The sequence below is a fragment of the Agrobacterium fabrum str. C58 genome (genome assembly GCF_000092025.1).
GTDB classification, from domain to species: domain Bacteria; phylum Pseudomonadota; class Alphaproteobacteria; order Rhizobiales; family Rhizobiaceae; genus Agrobacterium; species Agrobacterium fabrum.
In genome coordinates, this window is sequence record NC_003062.2 from 1,248,689 (window position 1) to 1,272,915 (window position 24,227).

The 24,227-nt window shown below is 58.7% G+C and carries 21 protein-coding genes and 3 tRNA genes; 22 read left to right on the forward strand and 2 right to left on the reverse strand.

Going from position 1 to position 24,227, the window contains the following annotated elements; genetic code table 11:
* The first annotated feature begins 192 nt into the window (after positions 1–192).
* The 3 genes from lon to ATU_RS06230 all read left to right on the forward strand — a co-directional run bounded on the left by lon (position 193) and on the right by ATU_RS06230 (position 5,717).
* Positions 193–2,610, forward strand: a complete 2,418-nt coding sequence (lon, locus tag ATU_RS06220) for an endopeptidase La (protein ID WP_006312722.1) — start codon at positions 193–195, stop codon at positions 2,608–2,610.
* 289 nt (positions 2,611–2,899) lie between these two features.
* On the forward strand, positions 2,900–3,175 hold the full coding sequence (hupB, locus tag ATU_RS06225; protein ID WP_006312721.1) for a DNA-binding protein HupB: 276 nt from the start codon (positions 2,900–2,902) through the stop codon (positions 3,173–3,175).
* Between the two features lie 343 nt (positions 3,176–3,518).
* Entirely contained in the window at positions 3,519–5,717 is a 2,199-nt protein-coding gene (locus ATU_RS06230) for an esterase-like activity of phytase family protein (protein WP_010971506.1), read from the forward strand.
* A gap of 205 nt (positions 5,718–5,922) precedes the next feature.
* Here ATU_RS06230 and ATU_RS26895 read toward each other — a convergent pair whose 3' ends face one another.
* Both ATU_RS26895 and ATU_RS06235 read right to left on the reverse strand, forming a co-directional pair.
* On the reverse strand, positions 5,923–6,048 hold the full coding sequence (locus tag ATU_RS26895) for a hypothetical protein (protein WP_266020333.1): 126 nt from the start codon (positions 6,046–6,048) through the stop codon (positions 5,923–5,925).
* A 332-nt stretch (positions 6,049–6,380) separates the two neighbouring features.
* Positions 6,381–6,456 (reverse strand) — tRNA-Val (locus ATU_RS06235).
* Between the two features lie 445 nt (positions 6,457–6,901).
* Here ATU_RS06235 and ATU_RS06240 point away from each other — a divergent pair.
* The 19 genes from ATU_RS06240 (at position 6,902) to ATU_RS06330 (ending at position 24,067) form a co-directional block, all read left to right on the forward strand.
* A tRNA-Asp gene (locus ATU_RS06240) sits at positions 6,902–6,978 on the forward strand.
* A gap of 41 nt (positions 6,979–7,019) precedes the next feature.
* Positions 7,020–7,096: transfer RNA gene (locus tag ATU_RS06245), tRNA-Asp, on the forward strand.
* Between the two features lie 435 nt (positions 7,097–7,531).
* A complete protein-coding gene (locus tag ATU_RS06250) occupies positions 7,532–7,897 on the forward strand; it encodes an NADH-quinone oxidoreductase subunit A (protein ID WP_006312714.1) in 366 nt (121 codons plus the stop codon).
* Entirely contained in the window at positions 7,888–8,472 is a 585-nt protein-coding gene (locus ATU_RS06255) for a NuoB/complex I 20 kDa subunit family protein (protein WP_003512655.1), read from the forward strand. Before ATU_RS06250 ends, ATU_RS06255 begins: the two co-directional genes overlap by 10 nt.
* Positions 8,473–8,493: 21 nt before the next feature.
* The gene (locus tag ATU_RS06260) at positions 8,494–9,096 is read left to right on the forward strand and encodes an NADH-quinone oxidoreductase subunit C (protein WP_006312713.1); all 603 of its coding nucleotides are present in this window, start codon (positions 8,494–8,496) and stop codon (positions 9,094–9,096) included.
* Complete coding sequence (locus ATU_RS06265) at positions 9,093–9,521, forward strand: GFA family protein (RefSeq protein WP_010971509.1); 429 nt, start codon at positions 9,093–9,095, stop codon at positions 9,519–9,521. Before ATU_RS06260 ends, ATU_RS06265 begins: the two co-directional genes overlap by 4 nt.
* A 1-nt stretch (position 9,522) precedes the next feature.
* Positions 9,523–10,713, forward strand: coding sequence for an NADH-quinone oxidoreductase subunit D (locus ATU_RS06270; protein ID WP_006312711.1), 1,191 nt, complete (start codon positions 9,523–9,525; stop codon positions 10,711–10,713).
* Complete coding sequence (locus ATU_RS06275) at positions 10,713–10,973, forward strand: hypothetical protein (protein ID WP_006312710.1); 261 nt, start codon at positions 10,713–10,715, stop codon at positions 10,971–10,973. The genes ATU_RS06270 and ATU_RS06275 overlap by 1 nt, the downstream gene beginning before the upstream one ends.
* A gap of 16 nt (positions 10,974–10,989) precedes the next feature.
* Positions 10,990–12,099, forward strand: a complete 1,110-nt coding sequence (locus ATU_RS06280) for an NADH-quinone oxidoreductase subunit E (protein WP_010971510.1) — start codon at positions 10,990–10,992, stop codon at positions 12,097–12,099.
* A gap of 10 nt (positions 12,100–12,109) precedes the next feature.
* Entirely contained in the window at positions 12,110–13,414 is a 1,305-nt protein-coding gene (gene nuoF / locus ATU_RS06285; protein ID WP_006312708.1) for an NADH-quinone oxidoreductase subunit NuoF, read from the forward strand.
* Between the two features lie 149 nt (positions 13,415–13,563).
* Complete coding sequence (gene nuoG / locus ATU_RS06290; RefSeq protein WP_010971511.1) at positions 13,564–15,645, forward strand: NADH-quinone oxidoreductase subunit NuoG; 2,082 nt, start codon at positions 13,564–13,566, stop codon at positions 15,643–15,645.
* A 13-nt stretch (positions 15,646–15,658) separates the two neighbouring features.
* Positions 15,659–16,705: an NADH-quinone oxidoreductase subunit NuoH gene (gene nuoH, locus ATU_RS06295; protein WP_010971512.1), complete on the forward strand. Its 1,047-nt coding sequence runs from the start codon at positions 15,659–15,661 to the stop codon at positions 16,703–16,705.
* Positions 16,706–16,741: 36 nt separating this feature from the next.
* Positions 16,742–17,233, forward strand: coding sequence for an NADH-quinone oxidoreductase subunit NuoI (nuoI, locus tag ATU_RS06300; RefSeq protein ID WP_006312705.1), 492 nt, complete (start codon positions 16,742–16,744; stop codon positions 17,231–17,233).
* A gap of 137 nt (positions 17,234–17,370) precedes the next feature.
* A complete protein-coding gene (locus tag ATU_RS06305) occupies positions 17,371–17,985 on the forward strand; it encodes an NADH-quinone oxidoreductase subunit J (protein ID WP_006312704.1) in 615 nt (204 codons plus the stop codon).
* A gap of 29 nt (positions 17,986–18,014) precedes the next feature.
* Positions 18,015–18,323, forward strand: a complete 309-nt coding sequence (gene nuoK, locus ATU_RS06310) for an NADH-quinone oxidoreductase subunit NuoK (protein WP_003502389.1) — start codon at positions 18,015–18,017, stop codon at positions 18,321–18,323.
* Positions 18,324–18,330: 7 nt separating this feature from the next.
* Positions 18,331–20,328 (forward strand): NADH-quinone oxidoreductase subunit L, encoded by a 1,998-nt coding sequence (gene nuoL, locus ATU_RS06315; RefSeq protein ID WP_010971513.1) that lies wholly within the window; start codon positions 18,331–18,333, stop codon positions 20,326–20,328.
* Positions 20,328–21,839, forward strand: coding sequence for an NADH-quinone oxidoreductase subunit M (locus tag ATU_RS06320; protein ID WP_010971514.1), 1,512 nt, complete (start codon positions 20,328–20,330; stop codon positions 21,837–21,839). Before nuoL ends, ATU_RS06320 begins: the two co-directional genes overlap by 1 nt.
* 18 nt (positions 21,840–21,857) lie before the next feature.
* A complete protein-coding gene (nuoN, locus tag ATU_RS06325) occupies positions 21,858–23,300 on the forward strand; it encodes an NADH-quinone oxidoreductase subunit NuoN (protein ID WP_010971515.1) in 1,443 nt (480 codons plus the stop codon).
* Positions 23,301–23,326: 26 nt separating this feature from the next.
* Positions 23,327–24,067, forward strand: coding sequence for a biotin--[acetyl-CoA-carboxylase] ligase (locus ATU_RS06330; protein WP_006312700.1), 741 nt, complete (start codon positions 23,327–23,329; stop codon positions 24,065–24,067).
* Positions 24,068–24,227: the final 160 nt, after the last annotated feature.

The window sequence follows — 24,227 nt, forward strand, 5'->3', positions numbered from 1 at the left end:
GGAAATGTCGGGAGTATAGCCGGCGCTGGGTTTTGTTGAATTTCACGGTTCTGCCGGTGCGCGGGACCGTCTCTTCCGGCGACTTGAAATCGGTGTTTCGAAACTCCACTTTCAGTCTCGAGAAATGAATGTGCCGGATGCCCCCAAGATGTCCGGCAAAGTGTCCCGAAAGGGACCAGGAAAGGAAATGATATGACGAACATCACGTCTGCGGCATCTGGCGGTACCTATCCGGTACTTCCCCTGCGCGACATTGTCGTTTTCCCGCATATGATCGTTCCCCTGTTCGTCGGGCGGGAAAAATCCATTCGTGCGCTCGAGGAAGTCATGGGCTCGGACAAGCAGATCATGCTTGTCACCCAGATCAACGCCAGCGATGACGATCCGGCTCCCGAGGCCATCCACAAGGTTGGCACGGTCGCCAATGTGCTGCAGCTTCTGAAGCTTCCTGATGGCACCGTGAAGGTGCTGGTGGAAGGCAAGGGCCGCGCCCAGATCGACAGCTATACCGGCCGCGAGGATTTCTACGAAGCCTCCGCTACACCGCTGCAGGAACCCGCTGAAGATCCGGTCGAGATCGAGGCGCTGTCGCGTTCGGTCGTTTCGGAATTCGAGAGCTATGTGAAGCTCAACAAGAAGATTTCGCCCGAGGTTGTCGGCGCTGCCGGCCAGATCGACGATTATTCGAAGCTGGCCGATACGGTTGCTTCGCACCTGTCGATCAAGATCACCGAAAAGCAGGAAATGCTTGAAACCGTCAGCGTGAAGCAGCGGCTTGAAAAGGCGCTCGGCTTCATGGAAGGCGAAATTTCCGTGCTTCAGGTCGAAAAGCGCATCCGCTCGCGCGTCAAGCGCCAGATGGAGAAGACCCAGCGCGAATATTATCTGAACGAGCAGATGAAGGCGATCCAGAAGGAACTCGGCGACGGCGAAGACGGCCGTGACGAGATGGCCGAACTGGAAGAGCGCATCGCCAAGACCAAGCTTTCCAAGGAGGCTAAGGAAAAGGCCGACGCGGAAATGAAGAAGCTGCGCCAGATGAGCCCGATGTCTGCCGAAGCGACCGTCGTGCGCAACTATCTGGACTGGTTGCTTGGCCTGCCCTGGGGCAAGAAGTCGAAGATCAAGACCGATCTCAATGCCGCCGAGACGATCCTCGATCAGGATCACTTCGGTCTGGACAAGGTCAAGGAACGAATCGTCGAGTATCTGGCGGTCCAGGCGCGCGCGACCAAGATTCGCGGACCTATCCTGTGCCTCGTTGGTCCTCCCGGCGTCGGCAAGACCTCGCTCGCCAAGTCGATCGCCAAGGCGACCGGCCGCGAATATGTGCGTATGGCGCTCGGTGGCGTGCGTGACGAAGCGGAAATCCGTGGTCACCGTCGCACCTATATCGGCTCCATGCCGGGCAAGATTGTCCAGTCGATGAAGAAGGCCAAGAAGGCGAACCCGCTCTTCCTGCTCGATGAAATCGACAAGATGGGCATGGATTTCCGTGGCGACCCGTCATCTGCGCTTCTGGAGGTTCTCGATCCGGAACAGAACTCCACCTTCATGGACCACTACCTTGAAGTGGAGTACGACCTGTCCGACGTGATGTTCGTGACCACGGCCAACACGCTGAACATTCCGGGTCCCCTGATGGACCGTATGGAAGTGATCCGCATCGCCGGCTACACCGAAGACGAAAAGCGCGAAATCGCCAAGCGTCATCTGTTGCCAAAGGCGATCAAGGAACATGCCCTGCGTCCGGAAGAGTTCTCGGTCAGCGACGATGCCCTGATGGCCATCAGCCAGCAGTACACCCGTGAAGCCGGTGTTCGTAATTTTGAACGCGAACTGATGAAGCTTGCCCGCAAGGCGGTGACCGAGATCATCAAGGGTAAATCCACGTCGGTTGCGGTCACCGCTGCAAACATCGAGGATTATCTGGGCATTCCGCGGTTCCGCCACGGCGAGGCCGAACGCGAGGATCAGGTTGGTGTCGTCACCGGTCTGGCGTGGACGGAAGTCGGCGGTGAGCTGCTCACCATCGAAGGCGTGATGATGCCGGGCAAGGGCCGCATGACGGTCACCGGCAACCTCAAGGAAGTGATGAAGGAATCCATTTCCGCGGCGGCATCCTATGTCCGTTCGCGCGCCGTGGACTTCGGCATCGAGCCGCCGCGCTTCGACAAGAGCGACATCCACGTTCACGTTCCCGAAGGCGCAACCCCGAAGGACGGACCGTCCGCCGGTGTTGCCATGGCAACCGCCATCGTCTCCATCATGACCGGTATTCCGGTCTCGAAGGATGTGGCGATGACAGGCGAGATCACACTGCGTGGTCGCGTGCTGCCGATCGGCGGCCTGAAGGAAAAGCTGCTTGCGGCCCTGCGCGGCGGCATCAAGAAGGTGCTGATTCCGGAAGAAAACGCCAAGGATCTGGCGGAGATTCCGGACAATGTGAAGAACGAGATGGAAATCATCCCGGTTTCGCGCATGGGCGAGGTTATCAAGCACGCTCTCATTCGCCAGCCGGAACCCATCGAGTGGGATGGCAGCATTGAGACGCCTGTTATAGCAACGGTCGAAGGTGTCGACGACGGCAACCAGACGATCGCGCATTGATGGTGCGCATCGTCGCGGGGGCGAGAATCGCCTTTCGCGATGGGCAGTGCATAGAATCAATGCGTTAGGTGTCAGAGCGCGTGCGCGGCGCTCAGCTCCGCGCAACTGATGCCAAATTGGCACGAATATGTGGAAGGCCGGCAGAAATGTCGGCCTTTTTTGTGAAAAAAATCTCAGACCCCTTGTTTTTCAGGCGATTCCAGCGCTTTTGAGTTGCTGTGCGCGGATGCAAATGTATTCTGCGCCGGCTTAATTTTAGTCGTTTCAAACCATTGAAAGGGGTGGAAACATGAACAAGAACGAGCTCGTCTCTGCTGTTGCCGAAAAGGCTGGTCTCACGAAGGCAGATGCTGCTTCCGCTGTTGATGCCGTATTCGAAACCGTACAGGGCGAACTGAAGAACGGTGGCGACATCCGTCTCGCCGGCTTCGGCAGCTTCTCCGTAAGCCGTCGTGAAGCCTCCAAGGGCCGTAACCCTTCCACGGGTGCTGAAGTCGATATCCCGGCTCGCAACGTGCCGAAGTTCTCCGCAGGCAAGGGCCTGAAGGACGCCGTCAACTCGTAAGGTTTCCGGAAAGTTGCGATGTCCGGCGGCGGGCATGCGGCTTTTTCAGGCTCACGAGGAAACATGTTTTGACGCGCTCATGCCATTATCAGGTGTGAGGTGGCCTTCGAAAGCTCTTTCGGGCGGCCCGGTTTCACCCCTTATGGTGTGGATTGAAAGTCTCGAGGCGCCTGTGTAGCTTCCATTCGGACACACGGCGTTTCGAAAAGCGGAATGTGCGCATAAACACGAAAGCCCGGCCTCCATGGCCGGGCTTTTTGATTCTCCGCCATAAAATGTCATGCCACTGTCACGTCTTTGACGCAGAAGCCATGGGGTGTTTCTGGATCCAAGGGGGATTAAAATGGCGTTCCGATTTTCTCATGTGGCTTTGACCGCGGCATTGCTCACATCCGCTGCCTTTCCGGCCGCTGCCGAACCGGTTTTCAACCGCATCGCGTCTTTCCCGGTAGCGAAGAACCTGCCCGCGGACCAGGACGCCAAGTCCGTCACCTCGGCTGAAATCGTCACCGCCAGTGAAGATGGCAAGACGCTGATCTATTCGGACAGCCCGCTTGGCGGCATCGGTTTCATCGACATCACCGACGCAAAAGCCCCGAAGGCCGGCGGCGCATTGCTGCTGCAGGGCGAGCCGACCTCGGTTGCCGTTGCCGGTGCGAAGGTTCTGGCCGGCGTCAACACGTCGGAAAACCGTGCCAAGCCCTCGGGTAAGCTGGTAACGGTCGATATCGCCACCAAGAAGATCGAAGCGAGCTGTGATCTCGGCGGCCAGCCCGATTCCGTTGCCGTTTCTCCAGACAAGACCTTTGTCGCCATCGCGATCGAAAACGAGCGCGATGAAGAAGTGAATGAAGGCGCACTGCCGCAGATGCCGGCCGGTTATCTGGTAACGGTTGGCCTGAAAGACGGCGCGGCCGATTGCGCGACGCTGAAGAAGATCGACGTCACCGGTCTTTCTGAAATTTCCCCTGAGGATCCAGAGCCGGAATTCGTCTCGATCAACGCCAATGGCGAGATCGCGCTCACGATGCAGGAGAACAACCATATCGTCATTATCGACGGCAAGACCGGCACGGTGAAGACGCATTTCTCCGCCGGCACCGTCAATCTGGAAGGCATCGACACCAAGACCGATGGCCAGCTGAAGTTCACCGACAAGCAGGAAGGCCGCAAGCGCGAGCCGGATGCCGTGAAGTGGCTGGACAATGACCGTATCGTCATCGCCAATGAGGGCGACTGGCAGGGCGGATCGCGTGGCTTCACCATTTTCGACAAGACCGGTAAGCTTCTTTATGAAGCCGGTGCTTCGCTCGAGCATGCGGTTGCGGCCATCGGCCACTATCCGGAAAAGCGCTCCAAGGCCAAGGGCATCGAGCCGGAAGGTCTGGAGGCGGCAACCTTCGATGGCCAGAAGTACTTCTTCGTTCTTGCCGAGCGCGCCTCGGTCGTTGCCGTTTACAAGGATACCGGCGCAGAACCGCAGCTGACGCAGCTTCTGCCTTCGGGAATTTCGCCGGAAGGTGCTGTTGCCATTCCCTCGCGCAACCTTCTCGTCACGGCTAACGAGGCCGATCTGGCCGAGGGTGGCGGTGCTCGTTCGCACGTCATGCTCTATGAACGTGCGGAAGGCCAAGCGGCCTATCCGCAGCTCGTCTCCGCCACCGTCGATGGTGCGCCGATCGGCTGGGGTGCTCTTTCGGGTCTGGTTAGCGATGCCGAAAAGCCAGGCATTCTCTACGCCGTGTCCGACTCGGTCTATGGCAACCAGCCGTCGATCTATACCATCGACGCCACGAAGAAGCCCGCCGCCATCACCAGCGTTCTGCGTGTGAAGCGTGACGGCATCGCGGCCCAGAAACTCGATATCGAAGGCATTACCCTCGATGGCAAGGGCGGCTTCTGGCTGGCCTCTGAGGGCGACAGCGCCAAGCTCGTCCCGCACGCGCTCTACAACGTCAACGCCAAGGGTGAAATCAAGGCTGAGATCGCGCTGCCTAAGGAACTGCTTGCCGGTGATACCCGCTTCGGTTTCGAAGGCGTGACCATGGTCGGCAAGGGCGATGACGCCACGCTGTGGATGGCCGTGCAGCGCGAATGGGGCACGGATGAGAAGGGCTTCGTCAAGCTCGTCTCCTATAACCCGAAGTCCAAGGAGTGGGGCGCCGTGCGTTACCCGCTCGACAAGACCGAGGCCGGCTGGGTCGGCCTTTCTGAAATCACCGCGCAGGGCGATAATGTCTATATCGTCGAACGCGACAACCAGATCGGCGACAAGGCCAAGATCAAGAAGCTCTACCGCGTCGCGATCGCCGACCTGAAGCCGGGCAAGATCGGTGGCGAGCTGCCGCTGGTGGCCAAGCAGGAAGCGCATGATTTCCTGCCCGATCTCAAGGCGCAGACCAACGGTTACGTCGTCGACAAGCTTGAAGGCTTCACCTTCGACAAGGCGGGAACAGCGTATGCCGTGACCGACAATGACGGTGTGGACGATTCTTCTGGCGAGACGCTGTTCTTCACCGTCAATCTGAAAGCCATCAACTGATCGTGCCGAGTGGCGTTACAAATGAGAAAAGCCGGGCATAGCCCGGCTTTTTTGTATCGCCAAGAGACCCATGGGCGGTATCGCCAATCTTGCACGATGCGTGACGAGGCAAGCCGCAACATCGGCATTGCTCGTTAGGTATAGGATCTTTGAGGATTTCGTCCGGAGACTCGCCGGGAAAATGCCGCGGACCGATCCTGATGGATCAACGTCCCGGGGAACTGCGGCTTTTGGGAGTATCTTCTTTTTCCGAGTCCTGCTGAACCCAGCGGAAAAAAATATAAACAGGCAGCGCAATAAGCGCGAGAGTTACAAACGCGTCGATCGACATGGTTTCATCCATCAGTTCAGCCGTTCATCATGAAACGGTACGCAAATAATGCCCGAAATCTCTTTAAAAAGTCTGAATCTGCTTATTTTTCGGTATGTTACGGAGTGGAACACAGATTCGGCCCAGTTGTCGGAAACCGGAACAGGAGTCCCGATTTGGAATAGATGAGGGTGGGAAAAAACGATTGCCGCCGTTCCGGAGTACGAAACCCGTCCTCTAGCGCAAAATCGGGGAGGGCTGTCTGATTCCCGTACGGGAAATTAAAGATGAAGTGCTTAGCGATGCGCAAAGCAATCGTCTTGGAGAACGTATATCAGGAGGTTTTAAGAAAATGGTGGGCGATGAGAGACTCGAACTCCCGACATCCTCGGTGTAAACGAGGCGCTCTACCAACTGAGCTAATCGCCCTTCGCGTCTTGCGGATCATGTCCGCCGCGTCGGTGGCCGTGATGTATGCGGATCGGAAAAAAACCGCAAGAGCTTTTGTGAAGTTTTTTTGTTTTTTTTCCGGGCAACTTTTCCCGTCGCGAAAGGCGAGGGGCAAAAAGCCGGGAACTGCGGGCTTTTTGGCAAAACCCGGCCTCGGCGACGCCCTTACGGCTTTATAGAAAACCTGCGCTGGAGGCCTGCGGCTGTGGACAAGTTTTTTGTTTTCGTTGTGTAAAGCCCGGAAAACAGGGGCTTTGCAGCAATCGTGTTTAAAGGTCTTCCGGTTTTTCCCGATCAAAATGAAGAAGCTTATTCTTTTGTCGTGAAACCTGCTTGACACCCCCGCACGAACGCCGTAGTTAGCCGCTCAACGAACAGCCGAGGCTGGTTCGTACGGCGGGACAAGCTCCTGTCGTCAGGATAAGCGGGTGTAGCTCAGTTGGTTAGAGTGCCGGCCTGTCACGCCGGAGGTCGCGGGTTCGAGCCCCGTCACTCGCGCCATCCTGTTCCTCGGAAAATACGCAGACGAATGTCTGTGGAGCGCGGGTGTAGCTCAGTCGGTTAGAGTGCCGGCCTGTCACGCCGGAGGTCGCGGGTTCGAGCCCCGTCACTCGCGCCATTTCTCTCTCATGAAATGTCTCCAAAAAACGAAGCAGACGCCTCGAGCGCCCACTTTGGTGTCGGTGTTTCTGGTGGCTGATTCCAGCCTTAATATGCGCGTTTTTTCCTGCATTTTACAGTCAAGTTTCGATTCCCAGAAACCGTCACTTCACCACCATTCCGACTTAAAATTCGTGTGACTTTTTTGCGGTTGCGTCCTTCAATCGATTATTATTGTATTTGAGGGGCTTAGGCCGGAATTGTGGCCCAAATTTGCGTCAATTCCGGCAATATTGTTGCCAATCAATGCGGCAGGTGTCTTGAAATGGTGCCTAAACTCTTGCAGAGAGGGCGCGGCTGCGCTAACCACTTTGGCGTTGCAACATATTTGTCCGCTCTTTGAGACTCCGGTCACAAAGGCAGGTCCGGCACCCGGCCGGGCAAGGAAGAGACCATGACTGAACTCCTCAGTTCCTACATTCCGATCGCAATTTTCATCGGTATCGCTCTCGTCATCGGCCTGGCGCTTCTCATTGCGCCTTTCGCTGTCGCCTATAAGGCACCGGACCCCGAAAAGCTCTCCGCTTTCGAGTGCGGTTTCAATGCCTTTGACGACGCCCGCATGAAGTTCGATATCCGTTTTTATCTTGTATCGATCCTCTTCATCATCTTCGATCTGGAAGTCGCCTTCCTGTTTCCCTGGGCGGTGTCTTTCGGCGAGATGGGTTGGTTCGGTTTCTGGTCGATGATGGTGTTCCTCGCGGTCCTCACCATCGGCTTTATCTATGAGTGGAAGAAGGGAGCGCTGGAATGGGCATGAGCCAGAACAACAGCACGCTCGTTGCGCCGCAGCCGAAGGGGATCATCGATCCCGCAACCGGCAAGCCGGTTGGCAGCAACGACGCCTACTTCACGGAAATCAATGACGAGCTGGCCGACAAGGGCTTTCTCGTCACCTCGACCGACGAGCTGATCACCTGGGCGCGCACCGGCTCGCTGATGTGGATGCAGTTCGGTCTCGCCTGCTGCGCCGTTGAAGGCCTGATGCAGGCTTCCGGACCGCGTTATGATATGGAGCGCTTCGGTGTCGCCCCGCGCGCCTCACCGCGCCAGTCGGACGTCATGATCGTTGCCGGCACGCTGACCAACAAGATGGCGCCCGCTCTGCGCAAGGTCTATGACCAGATGCCTGAGCCGCGTTACGTCATCTCCATGGGCTCCTGCGCCAATGGCGGCGGTTATTACCATTATTCCTACGCCGTGGTGCGTGGCTGTGACCGCGTTGTGCCGGTGGATATCTACGTTCCGGGCTGTCCCCCCACGGCGGAGGCGCTGCTTTACGGCGTGCTTCTGCTGCAAAAGAAAATTCGTCGTACCGGTACGATCGAGCGCTAAGGGCAAAGGACGGATTTCGGAATGAGCGAAGCTCTCAATGATCTTGCTGCTTACGTCAAGGAAGCGCGTGGTTCTCTCGTGGTATCGGCCGATATCGCCTATGGCGAGCTGACGCTGAATACCACGCCTGAAAACGTGATCGCGCTTTTGACCTTCCTGCGCGACGACGTGCAGTGCGGCTTCGTCAACATCATCGATATTTGCGGCGTAGACTGGCCGCAGCGCGAGAAGCGTTTCGATGTCGTCTACCATCTGCTGTCGCCACGCCAGAACCTGCGCGTGCGCATCAAGCTGCAGGTCGCGGAAGACGAAGGCGTGCCTTCTTCGACACCTGTTTACATGGGCGCGGAATGGTTCGAGCGCGAAGCCTGGGATATGTATGGCATTCCTTTCGAGGGCCACAAGGACCTGCGCCGCATCCTCACGGATTACGGTTTCGAAGGCCACCCGCTGCGCAAGGATTTTCCGGTTACCGGCTTTGTGGAAGTGCGTTACGATGACGTGCTGAAGCGGGTTCTTTATGAACCGGTCGAATTGAAGCAGGAATTCCGCAATTTCGATTTCCTTTCCCCGTGGGAAGGAACGGAATATGTTCTCCCGGGTGACGAAAAGGCCAAGCAATGAGCGAAGCCCCCGCGACAGAGCATGGACAATGTCTTTGCGGCGCCGTTGGCTTCACAGCCACGCTCGGTGCCCGCGAATTCGGCGTCTGCCATTGCTCCATGTGCCGCCGCTGGTCCGGTGGTGCGTTCATGGCTGTCGAATGCACTGATATCGCCTTTGAAAACGAGCAAAGACTCGGCGTCTATTCTTCGTCGAAGTGGGGCGAGCGTTGCTTCTGCAAGAACTGCGGCAGCACGCTGGTGTGGCGCTCCAAGGATGGCAAACATTTTGCCGTTTCGCTGCAGGCGTTCGACAAGCCGTCCAGCTTCACCTTCGTGCAGCAGATTTTCACGGATGAAAAGCCTTCGAGCTATTCGTTCGCGCAGACCACGCAAAACATGACCGGCCCCGAATTCATCGCCATGATCACCTCGGCGGAGCACTAGAATGACTGAGCATAACGTCCGCAATTTCACGATCAACTTCGGTCCGGAACACCCTTCCGCGCACGGCGTGCTGCGTCTGGTTCTGGAACTGGACGGCGAAATCGTCGAGCGTGTCGATCCGCATATCGGTCTTCTGCATCGCGGCACCGAAAAGCTGATCGAGACCAAGACCTATCTCCAGGCCGTTCCTTACTTCGACCGCCTCGATTACGTCGCGCCGATGAACCAGGAACACGCTTTCGCGCTTGCCGTCGAAAAGCTGCTTGGCCTTGAAATCCCGATGCGCGGCCAGCTGATCCGCGTTCTCTATTCGGAAATCGGCCGCATCCTGTCGCACATCATGAACGTGACGACGCAGGCCATGGACGTCGGCGCGATGACGCCGCCCGTCTGGGGCTTCGAAGAGCGCGAAAAGCTGATGGTGTTCTATGAGCGCGCCTGCGGCGCCCGCATGCACTCGGCTTATGTCCGTCCGGGCGGCGTGCACCAGGATCTGCCGCCGGAACTGGTGGACGATATCGGCAAGTGGTGCGATCCGTTCCTCACCGTTCTCGACAACATCGAAGGTCTTCTGACCGACAACCGTATCTACAAGCAGCGTAACGTCGATATCGGCGTCGTGTCGCTGGAAGATGCGTTTGCCTGGGGCTTCACGGGCGTGATGGTGCGCGGTTCGGGCGCTGCCTGGGATCTGCGCCGTTCGCAGCCCTATGAATGTTATTCCGATCTGGAATTCGACATTCCCGTTGGCAAGAACGGCGACTGCTATGACCGTTACCTGATCCGCATGCAGGAAATGCGCGAATCGGTAAAGATCATGAAGCAGTGCGTCGATCGTCTGTCCGGCAAACACCGCATCGGCCCGGTCTCTTCGCTTGACGGCAAGGTTGTTCCGCCCAAGCGTGGCGAAATGAAGCGTTCGATGGAAGCTCTGATCCATCACTTCAAGCTCTACACCGAAGGTTACCACGTTCCGGCCGGCGAAGTTTACGCCGCCGTCGAGGCGCCGAAGGGCGAGTTCGGCGTTTACGTGGTTGCCGACGGTTCCAACAAGCCCTACCGCTGCAAGATCCGCGCGCCGGGTTATGCACACCTGCAGGCGATGGATTTCCTGTGCAAGGGCCATCAGCTTGCCGACGTTACAGCCGTGCTCGGCTCTCTCGACATCGTGTTCGGGGAGGTCGACCGCTGATGCGTCTGCCGCTGGCCATACCGGCTTTTCTCGCTGCGATGTCCACCCCCGTTCTCGCCCAGACGGCGACGGACGAGGGCGGTGTATCGCTGTCGGGCGGCGGCTCTTCGACCATCAAGCAGCTTCTGTCTTCGGGATACGAGATCAAGGCCTCGGTTCCCAATGGCAGCAAGTTCATCGTGTTCATGCAAAAAGACAAGGCGGCTTACGCCTGCGAATTCGTCACGGTGGCGAGATCGCGTTGTGAGACGTTAAACTGAAAAGGCGTGAGGAAGTATGTCCGTTCGTCGACTAGCCGAAGATCAGTTCCAGCCCGTGGCATTTGCCTTCAATGCGGATAATACCGCATGGGCGGAAAAGACGATCCAGAAATACCCCGCGGGACGCCAGCAATCGGCGGTTATCCCGCTGCTCATGCGCGCGCAGGAGCAGGACGGCTGGGTTACCCGCGCCGCCATCGAAAAAGTCGCAGACATGCTGGATATGGCCTATATCCGTGTTCTTGAGGTGGCGACCTTCTATACCCAGTTCCAGCTGAAGCCGGTTGGCACGCGTGCCCACGTTCAGGTTTGCGGCACCACGCCCTGCATGCTGCGCGGTTCCGAAGCGCTGATGGATGTCTGCCGCAAGAAGATCCACCACGATCCGCTGCATACCAATGACAGCGGCACGCTGTCCTGGGAAGAGGTGGAATGTCAGGGCGCCTGCGTCAACGCGCCGATGGTCATCATCTTCAAGGATGCCTATGAGGACCTGACGCCCGAGCGTCTGGAAGAGATCATCGACACATTCGAGGCCGGCAAGGGCGACACGGTCAAGACCGGACCGCAGATCGACCGTCACGAGTCGGTCCCGGTCGGCGGCCTGACGACGCTGACGGAAGAGATCAAGCCCGATCGTTCCAATCTCGACAAGCCGGCTGAACCGCCGGCTGAGGCGGCACCCGTTCCCCCGTCTAATGCCGCCAAGCCGAAGACCGACGCACCGGAAACCGATCCGAAGCTGAAAACGCCGGTCACGGAACCGAAGGCTGCTGCGGAAAACGCAAAGGCCGGAGAAAAAGAATCGGCCGGAAAGGAAGCGGTTGCATCGAAGCCGTCGCTCGAGTCCGCTGATCGTCCCGCTGGCATCGACAAGCCGGCGACCCCAGATGACCTGAAGCTTATTTCCGGCGTTGGCCCGAAGATCGAAGGCACGCTGAACGGGCTCGGCATCTTCACCTATGCGCAGATCGCCGCCTGGAAACAGGCTGAATGCGACTGGGTGGATGGATATCTGAATTTCAAAGGCCGTATCGGCCGTGATGACTGGGTCAAACAGGCCGAGGCGCTCGCCAAGGGTGGTGAAGCCGAGTATATCAGGGTCTTCGGCAAGAAGCCGCGGTAAAGGGTGAAGCATGTTAAAAGATCAGGATCGCATCTTTACCAATCTCTACGGCCTCAAGGACAAGTCCCTGAAGGGCGTGATGGCGCGCGGCCACTGGGACGGCACCAAGCAGATCATCGAAAAGGGCCGTGACTGGATCATCAACGAGATGAAGGCTTCCGGCCTTCGCGGTCGCGGCGGCGCTGGCTTCCCGACGGGTCTCAAATGGTCCTTCATGCCGAAGGAAAATGACGGCCGTCCGCATTACCTCGTCGTCAACGCCGACGAATCCGAACCCGGCACCTGCAAGGACCGCGAAATCCTGCGCAACGATCCGCATACGCTGATCGAAGGCTGCGTGATCGCCGGTTTCGCCATGGGCGCGCACACCGCTTACATTTATGTGCGCGGCGAATATATGCGCGAACGTGAAGCGCTGCAGGCAGCTATCGACGAATGTTACGATGCCGGCCTGCTCGGCAAGAACAACAAGAACGGCTGGGACTACGACATCTACGTCCATCATGGCGCGGGTGCCTATATCTGCGGCGAAGAGACGGCGCTGCTCGAAAGCCTCGAGGGCAAGAAGGGCCAGCCACGTCTGAAACCGCCGTTCCCGGCCAATATGGGTCTCTATGGCTGCCCGACGACCGTCAACAACGTCGAATCGATCGCCGTTGCGCCAACCATCCTGCGCCGCGGTGCATCCTGGTTCTCGTCCATCGGCCGTCCGAACAATGTCGGCACCAAGCTGTTCATGGTGTCCGGTCATGTCGAGCGTCCATGCACCTTCGAAGATGCGCTGGGCCTGTCCTTCCGCGAGCTGATCGAGCACCATTGCGGTGGCATTCGCGGCGGCTGGGACAATCTGCTCGGCGTCATCCCGGGCGGCGCTTCCTGCCCCATCGTTCGCGGTGAGGACATGAAGGACGCCATCATGGACTTTGACGGCATGCGCGAAGTGAAGTCTTCCTTCGGCACCGGCGGCATGATCGTCATGGACAAGTCCACTGACGTCATCAAGGCGATTGCGCGCATCGCGGCCTTCTTCAAGCACGAAAGCTGTGGCCAGTGCACGCCGTGCCGTGAAGGCACCGGCTGGATGTGGCGCGTGCTGGAACGCATGGTCAAGGGTAACGCCCAGAAGCGTGAAATCGACATGCTGTTCGAGGTGACCAAGCAGATCGAGGGCCACACCATCTGTGCGCTCGGCGACGCCGCCGCATGGCCGGTACAGGCGCTGATCCGCAATTTCCGTCCGGAAATCGAAAAGCGCATCGACCAATATACCTACAGGGCCATGGATGATGGCGCTGTTCTGGAAGCCGCTGAATAAGCATTGAAGGCTTCGAGCGGAGCCGGGAGTTTCCGGCCCCGCAACACCATGAAGCGCCTGGCGAAACTCTGGATGCCTGGCGTGATTAAGGATTTGTTGCGGACCGTGTGAGACATGGGACGAACAGGCAACAGGACGTAAGTAGAACCATGGCAAAGCTCAAGGTTGACGGTAAAGAGATCGAGGTTCCGGATCATTTCACGCTGTTGCAGGCGTGCGAGGAGGCTGGTGCCGAAGTTCCGCGCTTTTGTTTTCATGAGCGCTTGTCGGTCGCGGGTAACTGCCGCATGTGTCTCATCGAGGTGAAGGGCGGACCACCGAAGCCGGCCGCCTCCTGCGCCATGGGCGTGCGCGATGTTCGCGGCGGCCCGAATGGCGAATTGCCTGAGGTTTTCACCAACACACCGATGGTCAAAAAGGCCCGCGAAGGTGTGATGGAGTTCCTGCTCATCAACCACCCGCTCGATTGCCCGATCTGCGACCAGGGCGGCGAATGCGACCTGCAGGACCAGGCCATGGCCTTCGGTATCGCCGGTTCGCGTTACGCGGAAAACAAGCGCGCGGTTGAAGACAAATATATCGGCCCGCTCGTCAAGACGGTCATGAACCGCTGCATTCACTGCACGCGCTGCGTCCGTTTCACCACGGAAGTGGCCGGCATTGCCGAACTCGGCCTCATCGGCCGCGGCGAAGATGCCGAAATCACCACCTATCTCGAACAGGCCATGACGTCTGAGCTTCAGGGCAACGTCGTCGACCTTTGCCCGGTTGGTGCGCTCACTTCCAAGCCATTCGCTTTCACCGCCCGTCCGTGGGAACTGAACAAGACCGAAACCATCGACGTGATGGACGCGCTCGGTTCGGCCATCCGCGTCGATACCCGTGGCCGCGAAGTCATGCGCGTCATGCCGCGTGTCAACGAGGCGATCAACGAAGAGTGGATTTCCGACAAGAGCCGCTTCATCTGGGACGGCCTGAAGACGCAGCGCCTCGACCGGCCTTACGTCCGCAAGGATGGCCGGCTGCAGCCCGCCACTTGGGGCGAAGCCTTTGGCGCCATCAAGCAGGCTGTAGCCGCAACGTCGGGTTCGAAAATTGGCGCAATCGCCGGCGATCTGTCCTCCGTCGAAGAGATGTTCGCGCTGAAGTCGCTGCTCGCTTCGCTCGGCTCGGCCAATGTCGATTGCCGTCAGGATGGCGCAGCGCTTGATCCGTCTTTGGGTCGTGCCAGCTATATCTTCAATTCCACTATTGAAGGCATCGAACACGCCGACGCTCTGCTGATCGTTGGTTCCAACCCGCGCTTCGAAGCGGCCGTGCTCAACGCCCGCATCCGCAAGCGCTGGCGTCGCGGCGGTTTCCCGATCGGTGTGATCGGTGAGGCCGGTGAGCTGCGCTACAATTACGAATATCTCGGCTCGGGCGCGGAAACGCTTTCCGATCTCGCCAATGGCTCGCACAGCTTCATCGACAAGCTGAAATCCGCCAAGAACCCACTGATCATCATCGGTCAGGGCGCTCTGGCACGTGCCGATGGTGCTGCCGTTCTCGCGGCTGCTGCAAAACTTGCCGTTTCGGTTGGCGCTGTCACCGAAGAGTGGAATGGCTTCTCGGTGTTGCACACTGCGGCTGCCCGCGTCGGCGGTCTCGATATCGGCTTCGTGCCGGGCGAGGGCGCTGTTGCTGCCGCCGAGATGGTGACGTCCATGGACGTCCTGTTCCTACTCGGCGCCGATGAAATTGACCTGTCCAACAAGGGCGCCAAGTTCACCGTCTATATCGGCAGCCACGGCGATCAGGGCGCGATGAACGCCGACGTCATCCTTCCGGGTGCGGCCTATACCGAAAAATCCGGTATCTGGGTCAACACCGAAGGCCGTGTTCAGGTGGGCAACCGCGCCGGTTTCGCGCCGGGCGAAGCCCGTGAAGACTGGGCGATCCTGCGCGCGCTGTCCGACGTGCTCGGCAAAAAGCTGCCGTTCGATTCGCTGTCTGCCCTGCGCGGCCAGCTTTATGTCGCGCATCCGCATCTGGCGGAAACCGACGAGATCGTTGCCGGCAAGGCCACGGATATCGAGGCGCTGGCTGGTAAAACCGGCTCGCTCACGAAGTCGGCGTTTGCCTCGCCGGTAAAAGACTTTTATTTGACGAACCCGATTGCGCGCGCCTCAGCTGTGATGGCCGAGTGCTCCGCATTGGCCCGCAACAATTTCCAGGCTGCGGCAGAGTAAGGGTAGGGGATTTATGGAACAGTTTTTCTGGAGCTACGTCTGGCCCGCGCTGATCATGGTCGGCCAGTCCCTGCTGCTTCTCGTTTGCCTTCTGGTGGCCATCGCCTTCCTGCTGCTTGCCGACCGTAAGGTCTGGGCAGCCGTGCAGCTGCGCCGTGGTCCGAACGTCGTTGGTCCCTTCGGTCTCTTCCAGTCCTTCGCCGACCTCTTGAAGTTCATCCTGAAGGAGCCCGTCATTCCGGCCGGCGCCAACAAGGCGGTCTTCCTTCTGGCGCCGCTGGTTGCCGTGACGCTGGCGCTCGCTACCTATGCCGTTATTCCGTTTGCGGATGGCTGGGTCGTCGCCAATATCAATGTCGGCATTCTCTACATCTTCGCGATTTCCTCGCTTGAAGTGTACGGCATCATCATGGGCGGCTGGGCTTCGAACTCGAAGTATCCGTTCCTTGGCGCGCTGCGTTCGGCCGCGCAGATGGTGTCCTACGAAGTGTCGATCGGTCTCGTCATCGTTACCGTTCTGCTCTGCGTCGGCTCGCTGAACCTGACGGACATCGTTCTTGCCCAGCGCACCGGGCTCGGCACCATGATGGGTCTGCCGGCCTCGTTCCTCGACTGGCACTGGCTGTCGCTGTTCCCGATGTTCATCGTGTTCTTCATTTCCGGCCTTGCCGAAACCAACCGTCCGCCCTTCGATCTTCCGGAAGCGGAATCGGAACTGGTCGCCGGTCACATGGTCGAATATGGCTCGACGCCTTACATGATGTTCATGCTCGGCGAATATGCTGCGATCGTCCTGATCTGCTGCCTGACGACGATCCTGTTCCTCGGCGGCTGGCTGCCGATCGTGGATGTGTGGTTCCTGAACTGGGTTCCGGGCATTGTCTGGTTCGCGTTGAAGGGCTGCATGGTCTTCTTCATGATCGCGCTCACCAAGGCTTTCGTTCCGCGTTACCGTTATGACCAGCTCATGCGCCTTGGCTGGAAGGTCTTCCTGCCGCTGTCGCTCGCCATGGTCGTTATTGTTGCATTCGTATTGAAGCTGACGGGGTGGGCCGGTTGATGTCTGTATTCCCCGCGCAGAAATCTGGAGACTGAGATGGCAAGCCTCTCCCAAGCCGTCAACTCGCTGTTCCTGAAGGAATTCGTAGGCGCGATCTTCCTGACCATGCGCCATTTCTTCAAGCAGAAGGCGACGATCAATTATCCGTTTGAAAAGGGTCCGGTGTCTCCGCGCTTCCGCGGCGAACATGCGTTGCGCCGTTATCCGAACGGTGAAGAACGCTGCATCGCCTGCAAGCTGTGTGAAGCGATCTGTCCTGCTCAGGCGATCACCATCGAAGCCGGCCCGCGCCGCAATGACGGCACCCGCCGCACGGTGCGTTACGACATCGACATGGTGAAGTGCATCTATTGCGGTTTCTGCCAGGAAGCCTGCCCGGTGGATGCAATCGTCGAGGGTCCGAACTTCGAATTCGCGACGGAAACCCGCGAGGAGCTTTATTTCGACAAGCAGAGGCTTCTCGACAATGGCGACCGCTGGGAGCGTGAAATCGCACGCAACCTCGCACTGGATGCACCTTATCGCTGAGGCGCAACCGTCTTTCCGGGGGAGACCCCGGAAAGCGATGAAAAAGTAAAATGCCTGCGCGGTTTCCGCCGGCGGGGACGAAACGGGTGAGGGGCCTTCGAGCCATCTTCGCCCGATGAGGACAAGAAGGCACCAAGATGGGTCTGCACGCTGTATTCTTTTATATATTCGCTTTCGTCGCCGTGGCGTCTGCGTTCATGGTCATTGCATCGAAGAACCCTGTTCATTCGGTGCTCTTCCTGATTTTGACCTTCTTCAACGCAGCCGCGCTGTTCCTGCTGACGGGAGCCGAGTTCCTCGCCATGATCCTGCTTGTGGTCTATGTCGGCGCTGTCGCGGTGCTTTTCCTCTTCGTCGTCATGATGCTGGATGTGGACTTTGCCGAGCTTCGTTCCGGCGTGTTGCAATATGCCCCGATCGGCGCGCTGATCGGCGTCATTCTGGCGGCTGAGCTGATCGTCGTGGTTGGCGGCAGCATGCTGAACCCGATTGCGGCTAAATCGATCACCATGCCGATCCCGCCGGCCGCCGAGCGGACCAATACGGCAGCGCTCGGCGATGTGCTCTATACCAATTACGTCTACTTCTTCCAGCTTGCCGGTCTCGTGCTGCTGGTGGCCATGATCGGCGCCATCGTGCTGACGCTGCGTCATCGCACCGATATCAAGCGGCAGGATATCTCCACGCAGGTTGGCCGCGACCCGAAGACCGCCGTAACAACGGTCAAGGTCAAGCCGGGCCAGGGCATCTGAAGGCGCGAACGGATTCAAGGAAACACAATATGGTAATCGGTCTTTCCCACTACCTGACGGTCAGCGCCATCCTCTTTACGATCGGCGTCTTCGGCATCTTCCTCAACCGGAAGAACGTCATCGTCATCCTGATGTCGATCGAGCTTATCCTGCTGGCGGTCAACATCAACATGGTGGCGTTCTCGGCCTTCCTGAACGATATCGTCGGCCAGGTCTTCGCTTTGTTCATTCTGACCGTTGCAGCCGCCGAAGCGGCCATCGGTCTTGCAATACTCGTTGTCTTCTACCGCAACCGCGGATCGATCGCCGTCGAAGACGTCAATATGATGAAGGGCTGATAAGGCTATGATCTACAAGGCTATCGTCTTTCTTCCACTGATCGGCTTCCTGATCGCCGGCCTGTTCGGCCGCTCTATCGGCGCCAAGGCCTCGGAATATGTCACCACCGGTCTGATGATCGTGGTCGCCATCCTGTCGTGGATCGTTTTCTTTAACGTGGCACTCGCCCATGGCGAGCCGGGCGAGGTGATCAAGGTCACTGTTTTGCGCTGGATCCAGTCCGGCGGCATCGACGTCGAATGGGCGTTCCGCATCGATACACTGACGGCCGTCATGTTCGTCGTCGTCAACACGGTCTCGACGCTGGTGCACCTTTATTCGATCGGATACATGCACCACGATCCGCATCGTCCGCGCTTCTTTGCCTATCTGTCGCTCTTCACTTTCGCCATGCTGATGCTGGTCACCTCCGACAACCTGCTGCAGATGTTCTTCGGCTGGGAAGGCGTGGGGCTGGCGTCCTATCTGCTGATCGGCTTCTGGTTCAAGAAGCCTTCCGCATCGGCCGCCGCCATGAAGGCGTTCATCGTCAACCGCGTCGGTGACTTCGGCTTCATCCTCGGCATCTCGGGCGTCTTCGTGCTGTTCGGCTCGATCAACCTCGAAACTGTCTTCGCTGCCGCCAGCACCTATCTGCCGGCCGAAGGTGCCGCTTCCACCGGAACCGTCATCAACCTGTTCGGCATGCAGCTGGACAAGGCCAATGCGATAACGGGCGTCTGCCTGCTGCTCTTCATGGGCGCCATGGGTAAGTCGGCGCAGTTCCTGCTGCACACCTGGCTGCCGGACGCGATGGAAGGCCCGACCCCGGTTTCGGCCCTCATTCATGCCGCAACCATGGTCACCGCCGGCGTCTTCCTTGTCGCCCGCATGTCGCCTTTGTTCGAACTGTCGCCGGATGCGCTCACCGTCGTGACGCTGATCGGTGCGATCACCGCCTTCTTCGCGGCGACTGTGGGTCTGGTGCAGAACGACATCAAACGCGTGATTGCCTATTCGACCTGCTCGCAGCTCGGTTACATGTTCGTGGCGCTTGGCGTCGGCGCTTATGGTGCTGCCGTGTTCCACCTCTTCACGCACGCCTTCTTCAAGGCCCTGTTGTTCCTGTGCGCCGGCTCGGTCATCCATGCCGTCGATGGCGAGCAGGACATGCGGTACATGGGAGGCCTGCGCAAGCATATCCCCATCACCTTCTGGACCATGACCGTTGGCACGCTGGCGCTCACCGGCGTCGGTATTCCGGGCACGATGATCGGTTTTGCCGGCTTCTTCTCGAAGGACGTCATCATCGAATCCGCTTATGCGTCCCATTCGGTTCTCTCCGGTTTCGCCTTCACGCTGCTGGTCATCGCCGCGCTGTTCACCAGCTTCTATTCCTGGCGCCTGGCCTTCATGACCTTCTTCGGCAAGCCGCGCGCTTCGGCTGACGTGATGCACCACGTGCATGAATCGCCGATGGTCATGCTGATCCCGCTTTTCATCCTCACGGTTGGCGCGATCTTTGCCGGCGTCCTTTTCGAAGGTCATTTCTTCGGTGAAGAATATGTCGAATTCTGGAAGGGCGCGCTGTTCATGCTTCCGGAAAACGAGATCCTCGAGGAGTTCCACCACGTTCCGCTGTGGGTGAAATGGAGCCCGTTCTTTGCGATGGCGCTTGGTTTCGTGACCGCATGGTACATGTACATCAAGTCGCCGGAGACCCCGAAGCGTCTGGCGGCGACCCATCGTGGCCTCTACCAGTTCCTCTTGAACAAGTGGTACTTCGACGAACTCTATGACTTCCTCTTCGTGCGTTCCGCAAAGGCGCTTGGCCGCTTCCTGTGGAAGAAGGGTGACGTGGCCGTCATCGACCATTATGGACCGAACGGCATTGCAGCGCGTGTGGTTGACGTGACCAACCGCATGGTCCGCCTGCAATCCGGTTACCTTTATCATTATGCCTTTGCGATGCTGATCGGCATCGCGGCGCTTGTCACCTGGATGATGCTCGGGAGTGCCCTCTGATGACCGATTGGCCTATTCTTTCAACGGTCACCTTTCTGCCGCTCGTCGGCGTGGTGCTCCTGCTTCTGACAAATGAGAACGGCCCCTATGGTCGCCGCAACATTCTCAACGTCTCGCTGCTGACGACCGTCTTCACTTTCATCGTGTCGCTGTTCGTCTGGATCGGTTTCGACAACTCGAACCCCGGCTTCCAGATGGTCGAAAAACACGCCTGGTTTGGCAAGATCGCCGCCTATCATCTCGGCGTCGACGGCATCTCCATGCTGTTCGTCATCCTCACCACTTTCCTCATGCCGTTCTGCGTGCTGGCAAGCTGGAATTCGATTGAAAAGCGCGTCAAGGAATACATGATTGCCTTCCTGCTTCTGGAAGTCGTCATGGTCGGCGTCTTCGTGGCGCTGGATACGGTTCTTTTCTACGTCTTCTTCGAAGCGACGCTGATCCCGATGTTCATCATCATCGGCGTCTGGGGCGGCAAGGATCGCGTCTACGCATCCTACAAGTTCTTCCTCTACACGCTGCTCGGCTCGGTCCTGACCATGCTCGCCATCATGGCGATGTACTGGCAGTCCGGCACGACCGACATGACCGAACTGCTGAAATACGGCTTCCCGGCCGGCATGCAGACCTGGCTCTGGCTTGCCTGTTTCGCCGCCTTCTCGGTCAAGATGCCGATGTGGCCGGTGCACACCTGGCTGCCGGATGCGCACGTTCAGGCGCCAACCGCAGGCTCCGTCATTCTTGCCGGCGTCATGCTGAAGCTCGGCGGTTACGGTTTCATCCGTTTCTCGCTGTCGATGTTCCCGCTGGCGTCGGATTATTTCGCACCCTTCGTCTTCACCCTGTCGGTTCTCGCCATCATCTACACCTCGCTGGTGGCGATGATGCAGGACGACATCAAGAAGCTGATCGCCTATTCGTCGGTCGCCCACATGGGTTACGTGACCATGGGCATCTTCGCCGCCAATGTGCAGGGCGTGCAGGGCGCAATCTTCCAGATGCTGTCGCACGGCATCGTGTCGGGCGCGCTGTTCCTTTGCGTCGGCGTTGTCTATGACCGGCTGCACACCCGCGAGATTTCCGCCTATGGCGGTCTCGTCAACAACATGCCGAAATATGCCGTCGCCTTCATGATTTTCACCATGGCCAATGTCGGTCTGCCCGGCACCTCAGGCTTCGTCGGTGAATTCCTGACGTTGATCGGCGTCTTCCGCGCCAACACGTTGGTCGCCCTGTTTGCGGCAACCGGCGTCATCCTCTCGGCCGCTTATGCGCTGTGGCTTTACCGCCGCGTGATCTTCGGCGCGCTCGAGAAGGAAAGCCTGAAATCGATGCTCGATCTGTCGACCCGCGAAAAGGTCATCCTTTATCCGCTGGTTGCACTGACGATCTTCTTCGGCGTCTATCCGGCTCCGGTGTTCGATGCGACAGCCGCATCGGTCGATCTTCTGGTAAACAACTATACGGCTGCATTGCAGGCGGCGCAAAATGTTGCGCTCACTATGAATTGACGACAGGACCCGTTGGACATGACCGCTGAAATCCTTTTTGCCAGTCTGCACATCGCGACGCCCGAGCTGATCCTTGCGGTCGGCGCGCTGGCGCTGCTCATGATTGGCGTCTTCTCGGGCGACAAGTCGACAACGACGGTGACCGGCCTTGCCGTTGCCCTCCTGCTCGTCGTCGGTCTCTGGATCATCTTTGCCCCCGCATCGGGCGTGGCCTTCGGCGGTGTTTACATCGCCGATGCATTCGGCAATTTCATGAAGGTGCTGGCGCTGATCGGCTCCATCACCGCCATGATCCTCGCCGTCGGCCAGGGCCGTTTCGAGCCGATCGGTCGTTTCGAATATCCGGTGCTGCTGGTTCTGGCCACTCTCGGCATCTTGCTGATGATCTCGGCCAACAACATGATCTCGCTCTACATGGCGCTAGAACTGCAGTCGCTGGCCCTCTACGTCGTCTGCGCCATCAACCGCGAGAGCCTGCGCTCCACGGAAGCTGGCCTGAAATACTTCGTTCTCGGCGCGCTCTCCTCCGGCATGCTGCTTTACGGCATGTCGCTGGTTTACGGCTTCACCGGCAATACCGGCTTCACCGAAATCGCGCAGGTTCTGGCGTCGGAAACGCGCTCGCTCGGCCTCGTCTTTGGTCTGGTCTTCGTTCTCGCCGGTCTTGCGTTCAAGATTTCCGCCGTGCCGTTCCACATGTGGACGCCTGATGTTTATGAAGGTGCGCCGACCCCAGTCACCGCCTTCCTGTCGGCTGCACCGAAGATCGGCGCCATGGCGATCCTCGTGCGTATCGTCGTCGAGGCTTTCCAGCCGGTCTTTGCCGACTGGCAGCAGATCGTCGTCTTCATCTCCATCGCTTCGATGCTGCTCGGCTCCTTCGCAGCAATCGGCCAGAAGAACATCAAGCGCCTGATGGCCTATTCCTCCATCGGTCACATGGGTTATGCGCTGGTCGGTCTTGCGGCCGGCACCGAAGCCGGTATTTCGGGCGTCATTCTTTACATGACCATCTACATGGTCATGACGCTTGGCACCTTCGCCTGCATTCTCTCCATGCGCCGCAAGGAAATCGGCAATGTCGAAAATGTTGAGGATCTTGCCGGGCTTTCCTCCACCAATCCCTTCATGGCGGTTGTGTTGACGATCCTGATGTTCTCGCTTGCCGGTATTCCGCCGCTCGCCGGCTTCTTCGGCAAATATTACGTCTTCCTTGCCGCCATCGAAGCGAAGCTTTATCCGCTCGCCATCATCGGTGTGATCGGCTCGGTTGTCGGCGCCTATTATTATATCCGCGTCGTCAAGGTCATGTGGTTCGATGAGGCCAAGGACAAGTTCGAACGTCCGGCCGGTGAACTGAAAGTCGTTTATGCGCTTTCGGCCCTGTTCGTTGTCGCCTTCGTCGTCTTTGGCGGTGCACTTGGCAACGCGGTGACTGTTGCGGCGAAGACCTTCTTTTGAGCAGCACACACAAGCATACGGGCCGGATGTCCATTGATGACTTCCGGCACGAGGCGATGGCGGAGACGCCATCGACCAATCTGGAATGTTTCGCCCGGGCACGGGCGGGTGATGGCGGCAACCTCTGGGTTACCGCCATCCGCCAGACCGGGGGGCGCGGCCGTCGCGGCCGGCCGTGGGTATCTGAACCCGGCAATCTCTATGCCTCGCTTCTTCTGATCGATCCCGCGCCTGTTGAGCGTATCGGCTCCCTGCCGCTTGCTTTTGCGCTTGCCGTCTATCGCGCCATTCGCGCCGTGTTGCCGACAGCTGGTGAGCCGCTCGAAATCAAATGGCCGAACGACGTGCTGATCGGTCGCCGCAAGACCTGCGGTATCCTGATGGAGGCAGAGCTTCTGCCCGACGGGCGACGCGCCATCGTCATCGGCATCGGCATCAATATCGCCCATAAGCCGGACAATCCGCTTTATCCCGTCACCATGCTCTCCGAGCACGGTGCGTCCTGTTCGCCCGATGAGTTGTTCGCCCATCTCTTTCGCGAGACGGCGGAGGTTCTGCGGAACTGGGATGAGGGCAGGGGCGTTTCCGGCATCATGACTGGCTGGAGGGCGGCGGCCTGCGGTATTGGCGAACATATCACCGTCAATTTCCCGGACCGTTCGATCGGTGGGCGTTTTGTCGGCATTGATGATAATGGTTATCTGCTGCTGGATGAGGACGAGGGCGCAAGGCGTTCCATTGCCGCCGGCGACGTGTTTTTCGGATGAGGTGAACGGTGCGGCCCAGGAACCCGCGCCGAACCGGATCCCACAGGTTGGAGCTTCCTGCAGCTCATGAAATGCAGGGTGACAAACCGGTTCCGCATCGGCCCGGTCGATCAGATGGTTCAACAGGTCCGATGCTGGATAAAGGTGGCGGGCGCGGCAA